Annotated in this window: 11 protein-coding genes; 3 read left to right on the plus strand and 8 right to left on the minus strand. The window is 73.9% G+C overall.

Going from position 1 to position 13,625, the window contains the following annotated elements; translation table 11 throughout:
* Positions 1-7: 7 nt before the first annotated feature.
* The 8 genes from FR742_RS24665 to FR742_RS24700 all read right to left on the minus strand — a co-directional run bounded on the left by FR742_RS24665 (position 8) and on the right by FR742_RS24700 (position 9,555).
* A complete protein-coding gene (locus tag FR742_RS24665) occupies positions 8-1,789 on the minus strand; it encodes an ABC transporter ATP-binding protein (protein WP_148033139.1) in 1,782 nt (593 codons plus the stop codon).
* On the minus strand, positions 1,786-3,471 hold the full coding sequence (locus FR742_RS24670; protein ID WP_148033140.1) for an ABC transporter ATP-binding protein: 1,686 nt from the start codon (positions 3,469-3,471) through the stop codon (positions 1,786-1,788). Before FR742_RS24670 ends, FR742_RS24665 begins: the two co-directional genes overlap by 4 nt.
* Positions 3,472-3,479: 8 nt before the next feature.
* Positions 3,480-3,707 carry an MbtH family protein gene (locus FR742_RS24675; RefSeq protein WP_148033141.1) on the minus strand — a complete coding sequence of 76 codons (228 nt, stop codon included), beginning with the start codon at positions 3,705-3,707 and terminating at the stop codon, positions 3,480-3,482.
* Complete coding sequence (locus tag FR742_RS24680) at positions 3,682-4,500, minus strand: ABC transporter ATP-binding protein (RefSeq protein WP_148033142.1); 819 nt, start codon at positions 4,498-4,500, stop codon at positions 3,682-3,684. Before FR742_RS24680 ends, FR742_RS24675 begins: the two co-directional genes overlap by 26 nt.
* A complete protein-coding gene (locus FR742_RS24685) occupies positions 4,497-5,552 on the minus strand; it encodes an iron chelate uptake ABC transporter family permease subunit (RefSeq protein WP_148033143.1) in 1,056 nt (351 codons plus the stop codon). The genes FR742_RS24680 and FR742_RS24685 overlap by 4 nt, the downstream gene beginning before the upstream one ends.
* Positions 5,549-6,604, minus strand: a complete 1,056-nt coding sequence (locus tag FR742_RS24690; RefSeq protein ID WP_148033144.1) for an iron ABC transporter permease — start codon at positions 6,602-6,604, stop codon at positions 5,549-5,551. Before FR742_RS24690 ends, FR742_RS24685 begins: the two co-directional genes overlap by 4 nt.
* A complete protein-coding gene (locus FR742_RS24695; RefSeq protein WP_148033145.1) occupies positions 6,604-7,938 on the minus strand; it encodes a lysine N(6)-hydroxylase/L-ornithine N(5)-oxygenase family protein in 1,335 nt (444 codons plus the stop codon). Before FR742_RS24695 ends, FR742_RS24690 begins: the two co-directional genes overlap by 1 nt.
* Positions 7,939-8,016: 78 nt before the next feature.
* On the minus strand, positions 8,017-9,555 hold the full coding sequence (locus tag FR742_RS24700; protein ID WP_222709045.1) for a hypothetical protein: 1,539 nt from the start codon (positions 9,553-9,555) through the stop codon (positions 8,017-8,019).
* Positions 9,556-9,917: 362 nt separating this feature from the next.
* On the opposite strand from FR742_RS24700, the gene FR742_RS24705 reads away from it, so the two are divergent.
* From FR742_RS24705 to FR742_RS24715, 3 genes are read left to right on the plus strand one after another with little or no spacing between them, the layout of a single operon-like run.
* Positions 9,918-11,495: a gamma-glutamyltransferase gene (locus FR742_RS24705; RefSeq protein ID WP_222709046.1), complete on the plus strand. Its 1,578-nt coding sequence runs from the start codon at positions 9,918-9,920 to the stop codon at positions 11,493-11,495.
* Positions 11,488-12,120 carry a Rid family hydrolase gene (locus FR742_RS24710; protein ID WP_222709047.1) on the plus strand — a complete coding sequence of 211 codons (633 nt, stop codon included), beginning with the start codon at positions 11,488-11,490 and terminating at the stop codon, positions 12,118-12,120. The genes FR742_RS24705 and FR742_RS24710 overlap by 8 nt, the downstream gene beginning before the upstream one ends.
* A complete protein-coding gene (locus tag FR742_RS24715; protein WP_148033147.1) occupies positions 12,117-13,574 on the plus strand; it encodes an aldehyde dehydrogenase in 1,458 nt (485 codons plus the stop codon). The genes FR742_RS24710 and FR742_RS24715 overlap by 4 nt, the downstream gene beginning before the upstream one ends.
* Positions 13,575-13,625: the final 51 nt, after the last annotated feature.

Genomic DNA, 13,625 nt, shown 5'->3' on the forward strand with positions numbered 1-13,625 from the left:
GGCTGCCCTAACGTGATGACGACGTGGGGGTGCGCGCCTCCCAGGCACGCCAGAGCTCCGCGTACCGGCCGCCCGCGGCGACGAGCTCCCGGTGCCCGCCCTCTTCCACGATCCGGCCGTGCTCCAGGACGACCACCCGGTCGGCGGAGGCGGCCTGGGTCAGGCGGTGGGCGACGATCAGGGTGGTGCGTCCGCGGGTGGCCGCGGCGGCGGACTCCTCCAGCTTGCGGGCGCCGAGGCTGCCGGCCTCGGCGGTGGCCTCGTCGAGGATGGCGATCGGGGGGTCGGCGAGGATCAGGCGGGCGAGGGCGAGCTGCTGGACCTGGGCGGTGGTGAGCTCGTGCCCGCCCTCGCCGACCACCGTGCCGAGGCCGTCGGGCAGGTCCGTCGCCCAGTCCAGGGCGCCGACGGCGGCGAGCGCGGCGGCGGCCTCCTCCGGCGAGGCGTCCGGCCGCGCCAGGCGCAGGTCCTCGATGAGCGGGCCGGCGAAGACGTGCACCTCCTGGGTGATGATCGCGACATGCTCGCGCAGGCTCCCGGGCGGGAGCGCCGCTCCTCCGACGCGTACGGAGCCGCTGCCGGGCGTGAGGATGCCCGCGGCGATCGCCGCGATGGTGGACTTGCCCGCGCCCGTCGATCCGACCAGCGCGACCCGCGAGCCGGCCGGCAGGCTGATGGAGACGCCGTGCAGCACCTCGGGGGCGCCGTCGTAACGGAAGTGCACGTCCGCCAGCTCAAGGGACGCGTCGACCGGCTCTCCCGTCCCGTCGCGGGGATCCTCCGCGGGGGCGAGGTCGATGACGCCGACGAGCCTGGCCAGGCTCGCCGCCGCCGCCTGCACCTCGTCGAAGGTGAACAGCAGCATGCCGATGGGGTTGAACAGGCGGTGGAACAGGACCGCCGCCGCCGCGCTCTCGCCGACGGTCACGTGCCCCTGGCGGACGAGGAGGAAGCCGGTGACGAGGATCGCGGCCAGGCCGAAGAACTCCGAGCGGTTGACGCGTCCGACGAACCGGGTGAACAGCGTGAAGACGGACACCGAGATGTCGCGCACCTCGTGCGAGGCGTTCCCGATGCCGTGCAGGCGCCGCTGCTCCATCCGGTAGGCGTGCACGGTGCGGACGCCCTGCATGCTCTCCACCAGCAGTTGCGAGTTGTCCGCCACCGCGCGCCGCTCCTCGGCGTACTTCGGCGCGGCGCGTGGCAGGTACCAGCGCAGCGCCATCACGTACAGCGGGATCGCGACCGCGCCGGCGAGCCCGAGCCGCCAGTCGAGCCCTGCCATCGCGGCGACGCTCACCACGACCAGCAGGAACGCGGAGATCATCGTGGGCACGACGTTGGAGGCCGCCTTGCCGATCGCGGCCGTGTCGGTGCTGACCCGTGACAGCAGGTCGCCCTTGCCGACCCGTTCCAGGGTGGTGACGGGGAGGGAGAGCGCGCGGGCCACCGTGCTTTCCCGCAGGTCGGCGAGCACCTGCTCGCACAATCGGCTGATCAGGTACGTGCCGGGCCCGGCGGCGAGGCCGCCGACGAGCGCCCCCACGAGGATCACCGCGGCGACGGGGACGATCGCCGAGCCGGGAGCCCGCTCCGTGACGAGGTCGACGAGCCTGCCGAGCGCGTACACGGGCACCACCGACGCGGCGGCGCCCACGGCGCCCACCAGCACGGCGAGCGCCCCGGCCCGCCACCGCCCGCGCAGCTCCGCCCGCAGCCACGCCCATGTCCTGCGCGCGTCCGCGACGGGCAGCCGCTCCGGGCCCGTCGCCTGGTCGGAGGCCGTCATCTCAGCACCGCCCGGTTGTAGTCGTCGTCCGTCACGGCCAGGTCGGCGTGGGTTCCCTCGGCGGCGACCCGGCCGCCGTCGAGGACCACGACCCGGTCCGTCATGGCGAGCAGCGCCGGACTGCTCGTCACCACCACGGTGGTGAGCTCCCCGGTGCCGCGCAGCGCGCGCAGGCCCCGGGCGATCTCGTGCTCGGTCACCGCGTCGACGGCGGTGGTGGGGTCGTGCATCACGAGGATCGGCGGGCGGGCCATCAGCGCGCGGGCGAGCGCGAGCCGCTGCCGCTGCCCGCCGGAGAGGCTGGCGCCGCGCTCGGCGACCAGGTGGGCGAGGCCGTCGGGATGGGCGGAGACGACCTGGCCGGCCGCGGACGCCTCCAGCGCGGCCTCGTCCAGCGGCCCGCCCGCGGTGACGTTCTCCTCGACGGTCCCGGTGAAAAGGTCGGTGAGATGGGGTTCCACCAGCATCACCCGGCGGGCGTCAGCGGGCGCGAGCCGCGACAGGTGCGCGCCGCCGACGAGCACACCGCCTTCGTACTCCTCCGGCGCCACCTGTCCAGAGAGGATCTTGACGAGCGCCTCCCCGTCGGCGGCCCGGTGGGGCACCACGCCGACGAACTCGCCCGGCCGCACCCGCAGGTCGACCCCGTCCAGCGGGCCGTACCTGAGCGTCCGCAGCTCCAGGCCGGACGGGCCCGCGACCTCCTCCGTACCCTCGGGGAGCAGCGGCTCGGCGTCCAGGACGCCGGCGACGCGGTCGGCGGAGGCCCTGGCCTCGGCCACCCAGCCGGGGACGACCGCGAGCAGGCCGATGGGCTCCATCAGGAACTGCGCGAGACCGATGACGGTGATGAGCTCGCCGACCGTGATCCGCCCGTTGAGCGCGAACCACCCGGCCAGGATCGCGACGCCGCACGCCAGCAACGCGCCGCTGGACATGGAGGCGGACAGGTAGCCGCCCTGGGTGCGGGCCGCGCGCAGCGCCGCCCGCAGGGAGCGCCTGCTGACCTCGTCGTAGCGGCGGGCCGCCGCGCCCTCGGCGCCGATGCCGCGCAGCGGGCGCACCCCGCTGACCACGTTGGCCGCCAGGGACGTGGCCTCGCCGGCGAGCTCCTGCTGCTCGGCCACCCGCCTGGTGATCAGCGGGGTGGCGGCCTGGAGGGCGACGAGCACGACGGGCGTGCCGATCAGCACGGCCAGCCCGAGCTGCACGTCGATCACGAGCAGCGCGACGGCGCTCACCGCGGTCGCGGTCACCGCTCCGGCGACGCGCGGCACGTAGTCGAGCAGGTAGGAGGTGTTGTCAGTGTCGTTGACGGCCACGGTGAGCAGGTCGCCGGCCCGCCGGTCTGTCCTGATCCCGCGCGGGTGCAGGATCTTCGAGGCGACCTCGACGCGCAGGGTGTGCGCCTCGTCGGCGATGGCGATCATCAGCTGGCGGGCGCCGAAGCGGTAGCACATGGTCAGCGCGGTGAACAGCGCGGCCATGGCCGCCACCCACAGCAGGAGCGCGCCGCCGTCGCCCGGCCCGATGGCCTGGTCGACGATGACCCCGATGAGGATCGGCACCAGCGACTCGCACACCTGGTGCAGGCTGATCAGGCCGGTGCCGGCGCCCAGCCGGCGCCGGTTGCGGGTCACCGCGCGCCAGAGGACGCGGCGCCCGGTGACGGGGCGGGTCATGGGTCGGGTCACTGCTCGGCGGCCATGCTCTCGCGCAGGCTCCTCGGCCGCAGGTCCGTCCAGTGCTCCTCGACGTAGTCGACGCATTCCTGGCGTCTGCTCCGGCCTTCCCCGCCGAAGACGACGCGCCAGCCCTGTGGCACCTCCTTGAACGTGGGCCAGAGGGAGTGCTGCTCCTCGTCGTTGATCAGCACGTAGAAGGTGCCGTCCTCATCGTCGAAGGGGTTGTCGGACATCGTTTCTCCTGTTCGCGTGGTGGGAGCGGGGGATGACGAGCGGGGTGTGGGTCTCCGGGTCGTCGATGATCCGGCAGGGCAGCCCGAACACATCCTCGATCAGCTCGGCGGTGACGATCGCCTTGGGGTCGCCCTGGGCCACGACGGCGCCCGCCTTCATCGCGACGATGTGGTCGGCGTACCGGCAGGCCTGGTTGAGGTCGTGCAGGACGGCCACCATGGTGTTGCGCTGCTCCCGGTTCAGCCGGAGGCAGAGGTCGAGCAGCTCGATCTGGTGGGCGATGTCGAGGAAGGTGGTCGGCTCGTCCAGCAGCATGATGGGGGTCTCCTGGGCGAGCACCATCGCCACCCAGACCCGCTGGCGCTGGCCGCCGGAGAGCGTGTCGACGAGCCGTCCCGACAGGTCGGTGACGCCGGTGGCCGCCATCGCGTTCACCACGGCGGCCTCGTCCCGCTCCGACCACTGCCGCAGCAGCCTCTGGTGCGGGTGGCGGCCGCGCGCCACCAGGTCGGCCACGGTGATGCCGTCCGGGGCGATCGACGTCTGCGGCAGCAGGCCGAGCCGCCGGGCGACCTCCTTGGCCGGGTATGAATGGATGTCCTCGCCGTCGAGCACGACCTGCCCGGCGGACGGCCTGAGCAGCCGGGCCAGCGCCCGCAGCAGGGTGGACTTGCCGCAGGCGTTCGGCCCGACGATCACGGTGAGCCGGCCGTCCGGTATCTCCAGGTCGAGGTGCTCGCTGATCGGCCGCTGGTCGTAGCCGAGCGTGAGGTCCCTGGCGCTCAGTCTCACGGTGCCGCCTTCCGCATCGGCCTGGCCAGGAGCCAGGCGAAGTAGAGCCCGCCGAGCGACACCGTCACCACGCCCACGGGCAGCTGGGTGGGCGCGAACAGCCGCTGGCCGAGCCAGTCGCTCGTGGTCAGCAGCAGCGCGCCCATCACGGCCGAGGGCGCCAGGGCGACGCCCGCCGTACGGGTGAGCAGCCGGGCCAGTTGCGGGGCGGCGAGCGCGACGAACGAGATCGGCCCCGCGGCGGCGGTGGCCACGGCGGTCAGCGCGACGCCGATGACGAGGCAGAGCAGCCGGGTCCGTTCGGTGCGCACGCCGAGCGCGGCGGCGGACTCCTCGCCCATGGCCAGCAGCGACAGGCGCGGCCCGAGAGCCAGCAGGCCCGCGGCGAGCAGCGCGACCGCGACGGCCACGGCCGGGACCTGCTCCCACGTGACCGTGTTGAGGCTGCCCTGCCCCCAGATGGCGGCGGCGACGGCGAGCTGCAGCTGGACCTTGATGACGAACCACTGGTTCACCGAGGCGAGGATCGCGCTGATCGCGATGCCCACGACGATGAGCCGGAACCCGTGGACGCCGTGCCGGTACGCCAGCAGGTAGACCACCGCGGCCGCCAGGAGCCCCCCGGCCAGCGCGCCGGCCGCGGTCTGGTGGTAGTCGCGGCCCACCAGCAGCATCGTGACCAGCACCCCGGTGTAGGCGCCGGTGTTGAAGCCGATCACGTCCGGGCTGCCGAGCGGGTTGCGCAGCAGCGACTGGAAGACGGCGCCGCTCAGCCCGAGCGCCGCGCCGACGAGCAGGGCCAGCAGCACGCGCGGCAGCCGCCACTCGACGACCACCAGCCGCGTCGCGCCGGAGCCCTGCCCGGCCAGCGCCCCGATCACCTCGCCAGGCGGCACCTCGAACTCGCCGGTGCCCAGCCCGAGCACGGCGACCGCCAGGGCGGCCAGGCCGAGCCCGGCGCAGACGAGCGCGGTACGCGCGCCGAACCGGACCGACAGCGGGCCGGGTCCGCGCGCGACGACGACCCGGTGGCCGAAGTCCACCCCGTTCACAGGCCGCTCACCGCTCTCCGCCTGATCAGCCAGATCAGGACCGGCGCGCCCAGGAACGCGGTGACGATGCCCGCCTGCAACTCGGCCGGACGGATCAGCATCCGCCCGGCGATGTCCGCGCCGAGCAGCAGGATCGGCGCGCAGATCACCGTGTACGCGAGGATCCAGCGCTGGTCGGGCCCGACGATCCGGCGGACGGCGTGCGGCACCATCAGGCCCACGAATCCGATCGGCCCGACGGCCGCGGTCGCCGCCCCGGTCAGCAGCGTCACCGAGAGCACCGAGAGCACGCGCGTCCTGACGACCCCGGCGCCGAGCGTGCGGGCGAGGTCGTCGCCCAGCGCGACGGCGTTCAGCGAGCGGGCCGCCGCCAGCGCCAGGCCCAGGCCGAGCACGACGAACGGGGCGACGGCCACGGCGATCTGCGCCGGCCGTCCGGCGAGCGTGCCGACGTCCCAGAAGCGCAGGTAGTCGAAGGCCCTCGGCTTCACCAGCCGGATCCCGGCCGAGGCGCCCGACATGACCGCGCCGAGCGCGACGCCCGCCAGGGTCAGCCGGAGCGGCGTCGCGCCGCCGCGCCCGATCGAGCCGAGCGCGTAGACGAGGACCGTGGCGAAGGCCACCCCGGCGAACGCGAACCACACGTACGACCAGATGCCGGTGAGCCCGAGCACGCCGATCGCGAACACCACGAAGAGCGCCGCGCCGGCGTTCATCCCGAGGATCTGCGTGTCGGCCAGCGGGTTGCGGGTCACGGCCTGGAGCACCGCCCCGGAGACGCCGAGCGCGGCCCCCGCCAGCAGGCCGAGCAGCGTCCTCGGCACGCGCAGCTCGCGGACGATCACGTGTTCTTCCGTGCTGGCGAAGTGGGCGAACGCGTCCCAGACCGTGCCGAGGGCGACGGTCCTGGTGCCGGCGGCGACGCTGAGGACGCACGTGGCGGCCAGCGCCGCCACGAGCACGAGCAGGACGCCGCTCCGGCCGGCGCCGCCCGCGGCGAGGCCGGCCGGCCGCTGCGCGGAGACGCCCGGCCGGCCCTCGGCGACGACCACTAGGTCGCCGCCCTGGCCCGCGGCGTGCGGTGGGCGAGCAGCGAGTCGCGGATCTCCCCGGCCCGGATCGCGGTGGTGGACAGGAGCGTCGAGGTGAGGCCGTGGGTGTGCTCGCCCGCCCCCTGGAGGTAGATGCCGGCCGACACGTTCGGGGGCGTCAGTACGCGGTAGTCGCGGCCGATCCTGACCTCGTCCTCCTCGTCGCGGAGGCAGAGCTTGGCGGCCCGGCCGAGCACGGCGCCGATGTCCTGGGGCCGGTAGCCGGTGGCGTGGACGAGCAGGTCGGCCTCGATCACCTCGCGGGCGCCGGTGGGCAGGAACTCCACCTCGACGCGGAGCCGGTCGTCCAGCGCGCGCACCTCGCGGATGCGCGAGGCGCGCAGCAGGCGCAGCCGCTCGCTGCCCCGGACCTTCTCCCGGTAGACGGTCCGGTAGAGGGACTCGATGAGGTCCATGTCCACCACCGAGTAGTTCGTGCTCCGGTGGTAGTCGAGCAGGGACTGCTTGACCTGGGGCGGGGCGCCGAAGTAGGTGTCGACGGCGGCCGGGTCGAAGATCTGGTTGGCGAAGGGGCTGTCGTCGGCGGGGGTGTAGCCGTACTTGGCGAAGACGGCGCAGATCTCGGCCTGGTCGAAGGTGCGGTGCAGGTAGTCGGCCGTCTCGGCGGCGCTCTGGCCCGCCCCGAGCACCAGGGCCCTGCGCACCCGGGTCCCGGCTTCCTGGAGCGCGGTCACGCGGGGCAGCAGTTCGCTGTTGTGCCACACGCGGTCGGAGACGACGGTCCCCGGCGGCAGGTGAGGCTCCAGGCCGGTGGCGACGCAGAGGTTGCGCGCGCGGCGGATGAAGGTGCGCTCCGGACGCTCCGGATCGCGGACGATCACGTCGAACGCGTGGACCTCACCGCCCTCCCCGGTCACCGGCTCGACGGACACCACCTCCGCCGAGTATTCGACCAGGTCGCGCATCCGCGCGGCGGCCCACTCGAAGTACGCGTGGAACTCGATGCGTAACGGGAAGAGCGTCTTGTGGTTGAGAAAGTCCACCAGCCTGCCGCTCTGCTTGAGGAAGCAGAGGAAGCTGAAGTCGCTGGCCGGGTCGCGCATGGTGACCAGGTCTTTCAAGAAGGACACCTGCATGGTCGCGTCGTCGAGGAGCATCCCCCTGTGCCAGCCGAAGTCGTGCTGCTTCTCCAGGAATCCGACGCGGAGCCGCTCGCTCTCCGGGACCCGCGCGTTGTGCTCGGCCAGCGCGATCGCCAGCGCGAGGTTGGATGGGCCGAAGCCGATTCCCAGGATGTCGTAGGTGCCGTCCGGTCCGCTCAGCAGTGTCTCCACCGAGGCATCGCCTCCCTCTGCCGGACATGCTAGATAAGGTTAGCCTAACCTTGCAAGAACCGGAGAGGGAGGCGGCCATCAGAAGATCAGCACGGCCACCAGCGTGGCGGCCAGCAGTCCCAGCATCACCGGCAGGAACGCCTTCCGGGCCAGGTCCAGCACCGAGACGCGGGCGAAGCCCGCGACCGCGATGAGCGAGGACCAGGCGATGAGCACGCCGCCGCCGGCCCAGATGGCGCCCATCTGGCCGACGGCCGCCAGGGTGGCCGGGTCGACGCCCGCGGCGGGGCCGAGCGCCCCCGACAGCGAGCCGGTCAGCGGCAGGCCGGAGAACCCGGAACCGTCGAGACCGGTGATCATGCCGATGACGAGCAGGGCGAAGGCCATGAAGAAGGCGTTGGACGGGATCGCGCCCTGCGCGGCGCTCACCAGTTCGAACAGGAAGCTCGGCGCCTCGGCGCCCTCCTCCAGGCCCATGATGCGACCGGCGAAGTCGCCGTTGCCGATGAAGAAGAAGCCGGCGATCGGCAGCACGATGCCCATCGCCTTCATCGAGAACACCAGGCCGTCCACGACGTGCTCGGCGCACGCCTCCAGGCTGCCCCGGGCGTCCTTGGTGATCGAGGCGGCCAGCAGCAGGAGCGCGACCACGCCGCCGACGAGGGCGGCGGCGTCCGAGCCCACCGTCTCGGGGACGAGGCCGGTGAACTTGCCGAGCAGCATGTAGCCGACCACGGCGAGCAGGACGAGCGGCACGATGACGGCGAAGGCCCTGGAGCGCCCCGCCCCGGCGCCTTCCCCGGGAGGGCCGCCGTGGCCCGGCCCGCCGTCCTGGGGGGCGGGCGCGACGGCCACCGTGGCGCCGGCGGCGGTCATCTCCACCGGCCCGGCGGCCGTGTGCGCCACCGGCACGCTGCTCCCGGCGGGCTGGGGAACCCCGTTCTGGGCGCCGGTCTCCTGGACGGTCTCGGCGGCGCTCGTGGAGAGCGCCTCCCACGCCTGTAAATGGGTCATGCTCGGCCGCAGGATGTGCCTGCGGTTCATGACGTAGACGAGGACCAGCGCGACGCCGCCGGTGATGAGGGACAGCACCATGGCGCGGTCGGCCACCACGCTCGCCTCGACTCCGGCGGCGGTGGCCGACAGGCCGGGGGCGACCTGCATGACGTAGTCGCTCGACAGCGCCATCCCCTGTCCCGCGATGGCCATGGCCAGGGCGGACTGCAGGGGCGGCAGCCCTGCCCTGATGGCCGCGGGCAGCAGGATCGCGCCGATGAGCGGCACGGCGGGGGTGGGCCAGAAGAACAGGCTGATGACGTAGGTCACCGCCGCCATCACCCAGAAGGCGGTGTGCCCGTTGCGCATGACCACCCGGAAGGGCTCGACCATGCGCCGGTCGGCGCCCAGCGACTTCAGCGCGCCGAGCAGCGCGGTCACCAGGGCGATGATGAGGAAGATGTTGAACAGTTCGGCGGCGGCCGTGAGGCTGGCGCCGAAGACGGACCGGAACCCGGAGACGAGGTCTCCCGTGTATGCCCAGGCGGTGAGGAAAGTGGCGGCGACGGCGGGGATGACGATGTTCTTGCGGGCGACCATCACGCCGATGATCACTGCCATTCCCGCCAGGTAAATCCAGTGAGCGGCACCCAGTTCCATGGCACCTCCCTTTCGGTACGGCATGGCGTACCAAAGCTGCGAACTGTTGCACAGAATGTCCTGGGTCGGCCCGAGGCGAACAATGAGGAAACTGCACATTAAGCGCCCGGCTGTTTGTGCAGCGTGCCGATGCGACGGCGACCCGGAACCGGCTCACGTCCGCGTCGCCGCGCCGGAGGTCGCTTTCCCGGATGTGCAGGACGCCCAAGTTCCGCACGCCGAATCCAACACTTCCTCCATATCCGGACATTGCGGACAGGCAGACACTGTGGTTCGTGCGTTCAGAACGACAGGACTGGCAGGACCCTCCACGGGGACCGGCGGTGTCGGCAGGAGGGATGGTGGCCTCCAGCCATCCCGCCGTCAGCCTCAGCGGGGTGCGCGTGCTCCAGGACGGCGGCAACGCCGTGGACGCGGCCCTCGCGATGGCCGCGATGAGCTGGCTGGCGCTGCCGGGCCAGTGCGGCGTGGGCGGGGACGCCTTCGCCCTGCTTCGGCGCCCGGACGGCGCGGTGGTCTCCTTCTCCGGCAGCGGATACGGCCCCGACGGGGGCGCCGCGGACTTCTACCGGGCGCGCGGGCTTACCGCCGTCCCCATGGAAGGGCCGCTGGCGGTGGCCGTGCCCGGCGCGGTGGCGGCGCTGGCCGCGCTGCACGGCGCCGGCGCCACCCGGAGCCTGGCCGAGCTCTGGGCCCCCGCGATCGCCGCCGCGCAGGGCGGGCTGCGCTGCACCGCCAAGACCAGGGCCGACATCCTGGAACACCGCGACGCCCTGGCCGCCGACCCCGGGACCTCGGCGGTGTTCCTGCCCGGCGGCGCCGTGCCGGCCGTGGGCGCCCCGATCGTCCAGGCGGAGCTGGCCGCCACGCTGCGCCGCCTCGCCGGCGACCCCGGTGACCTCTACACCGGAGAGCTGGCGGAGCGGGCCGTGTCCGCGCTGGCCGCCGCCGGCGCGCCGTTCTCCGGGATGGAGTGGGCCGAGACGGGGAAGGTCGTGCCCGGTCCGGCCCTGACCGGGCGCTACCGGGGCATGGACGTCCACCAGACACCGCCGCCCTCCCCCGGGTGGATGGTGCTCCAGCAGGCGGGGATGTGCGACGGCACGCTGGCGGAGCTGCCCTGGCTGTCGGCTGAGGCGGTGCACTGGGCGGCGGACGCGGCGCGGTTCGCGTTCGCCGACCGGCTGGCCCGCTGCGGCGACGGCGACGACGGATGGCGGGAGCTGCTGACGCCTCGGGAGATCGCCGCCCGCCGGGCGCTGCTCGCCGCCGGGCGGCTGCCCGACCCGGTTGCCCCGGCGGTGCCCGCAGCGGGCGACACCACCTCGGTGGTGGCCGTGGACGGCGACGGGCGCGCGGTGAGCCTGATCCACTCGCTCGCCTTCACGTTCGGCGCCCGGGTCACGGTGCCCGGCACCGGCGTGGTGCTGAACAACCGGCTGGGCCGGGGGGCGTACCTCCGGGACGGGCACCCCAACGAGGTGGCTCCCCGCCGCCGCCCGCTGCACACGCTGAACGCCTGGCTGGTCACCGACGACGCGGGCCGGCTGCGGCACGCGGGGAACACGCCCGGCGGCGACGGCCAGGTGCAGTGGAACACGCAACTGCTGTCCCACCTCCTCGACCACGGGGCGGACCCCGCGCGGGCGGTGGGCGCCCCCCGGTTCACCGTGCACCCCGGCAGCGACGCCGACACCCTGGGCAGCCCGTACGAGCTGCGGTGCGAGACCCGGCTGGGGCGGCGGACGCTGGCCCGGCTCGCCGGGCTGGGGCACGAGGTCCGGACGCAGGGCGCGTGGGGGGCGGGCGGCAGCGCCCTGGTGATCTCGATCGACGAGGAGTCCGGCGCGCTGCTCGGCGCGGCGGATCCGCGACAGGACGGAGTGGCTCTCGGTGTCTGAGACCGACAGGAGAACGGACGGAGCGATCCCGGAGGAGCTCCCCGAGGTGCCGTGCCCGCGCGGGGCCTACGCGGCCGCCGTGAGCCAGCCGCACCCGCCGTGCCGGGGACGCGGGTACGTGCCCTGCTCGGCGCTGGTGGTGAGCGCCGGGATGACGCCCAGGCACCACGGCACGCTCACCGTGACCGGCCTGGTCGGCGGCGAGGTCGATACGGCCGCGGCCGCCGAGGCGGCCGGGCTGGCCGCGCGCAACGCCCTGGCCGCGGTGGCGGGCGCGGCGGGCGGGCTCGACCGGCTGCGCGGGCTGCTCCGGCTGAGCGTCTTCATCGCCTGCGTGGACGGGTTCACGGAGCTGTCGGCGGTGGCGGACGGCGCGTCCGCCGCGCTGGCCCGTACGGCGCCGGCGCTCGGCATCCCCGCCCGCACAGCGGTAGGCGTACGGGCCCTGCCAGGCGGCGCCCCCGTGGAGATCGAACTCACCGCAGCAGCCCAACACCCCCCGACCACGCAGAACGCCGCACCCGACACCCCCACTGCGCAAGACACCGCACCCACCGCCCTCATCCCGCAAAACGCCACACCCGACGCGCTTTCCCGGCGTGTGCCCGAGGGGGTGCGCCGGTGAGCGCGTACGAGGGTCGCAACCTGATCGGGGGCCGGTGGGTGCCCGCGCTTTCGGGTGAGACGTTCACCCGCCGCAACCCGGCGGACGTCGACGACGTGGTCGGCGCGTTCCCCGACTCTTCCGCCGCCGACGTGGACGCCGCCGTGGCGGCCGTGGCCGGGGGCGCGGCGGAGTGGGCCGCCACGCCGGCCGAGACCCGGGCGAGGGTCCTGGAGAAGGCCGCCGACCTGCTGGAGGCCCGAGCCGCCGAACTGGCCGCGGAGATCGTACGGGAGGAGGGCAAGACGCTGGCCGAGGCGTCGGTGGAGACCCGCCGGACGCCGATGAACCTGCGCTTCCACGCCGCCGAGGCGGTGCGGATGAGCGGTCAGACCTACGCCGCCCCCGGCAGCGCCCTGGTCTACACCTGGCGGGAGCCGGTCGGCGTGGTCGGCGCGATCACGCCGTGGAACTTCCCGCTCAACATCCCGTCCAGGAAGATCGGTCCCGCGCTCGCCGCAGGGAACGGCGTGGTGTTCAAGCCCTCGCCGCTCACCCCGCTGACGGCGCAGCGGCTGGTGGAGGCGCTGCTCGCGGCCGGGCTGCCGTCACGCGCGCTGGCGCTGGTGCACGGCGGCCCCGAGCCGGGCGCGGCGCTGGCCGGCGACCCCAGGGTGGGAGCCGTGACGTTCACCGGCTCGACCGCGACCGGCCGCGCCGTGCACGCGGCCGCCGGCCCGTCCCGCCGGGTCCAACTGGAGATGGGCGGCAAGAACCCGGTGGTCGTGCTGCCCGACGCGGATCTCGACCGGGCCGCCCGGATCATCGCGACCGGGGCGTTCGGGCTCAGCGGCCAGGCGTGCACCGGCACCAGCCGGGTGATCGCGCTCGGCGAGGTGTACGAGCCGCTGCTGGAGCGGGTGGCGAAGCTGGCCGGGGAACGCACCGTCGGCGACGGCCGGGCGCCGGGCGTGGACATGGGCCCGCTCGCCGCGGACTTCCAGCTCGCCAAGGTGCTCGACCACGTGCGCGCCGGCCAGGAGGAAGGCGCGGAGCTCGTCACCGGGGGCCGCAGGCTCACCGGTGACGGCCTGGAGCGCGGGTTCTTCGTGTCCCCGGCGGTGTTCGCGGGCGTGCGGCCGGACATGCGGCTGGCCCGCGAGGAGATCTTCGGGCCGGTCCTGGCCTTCCAGCGGGCCGCCGACTTCGAGGAGGCCCTCGCGCTGGCCGACGCCACCGAGTACGGCCTGGCCTCCGGCATCGTCACCCGGGACCTCGGCCGGGCCCTGGACTTCGCCAGGCGCAGCCGTACCGGGCTGGTGAAGGTCAACCAGCCGACCACCGGCATGGCGATGAACGTGCCCTTCGGCGGGCTCAAGGAGTCCGGGACGCAGACCTTCAAGGAGCAGGCCGGGCCCACGATGATGCTCTTCTACACGCAGGAGAAAAGCGTTTATCTGTCCGCGCTCGAATGAGCCGTGCAACGTGCACACGAAATCGGCGGTTCCCTGTGCCGGTTGACCGTA

Origin of the sequence: Nonomuraea sp. C10 (assembly GCF_008017515.1) — a bacterium.
GTDB lineage: Bacteria > Actinomycetota > Actinomycetes > Streptosporangiales > Streptosporangiaceae > Nonomuraea > Nonomuraea ferruginea.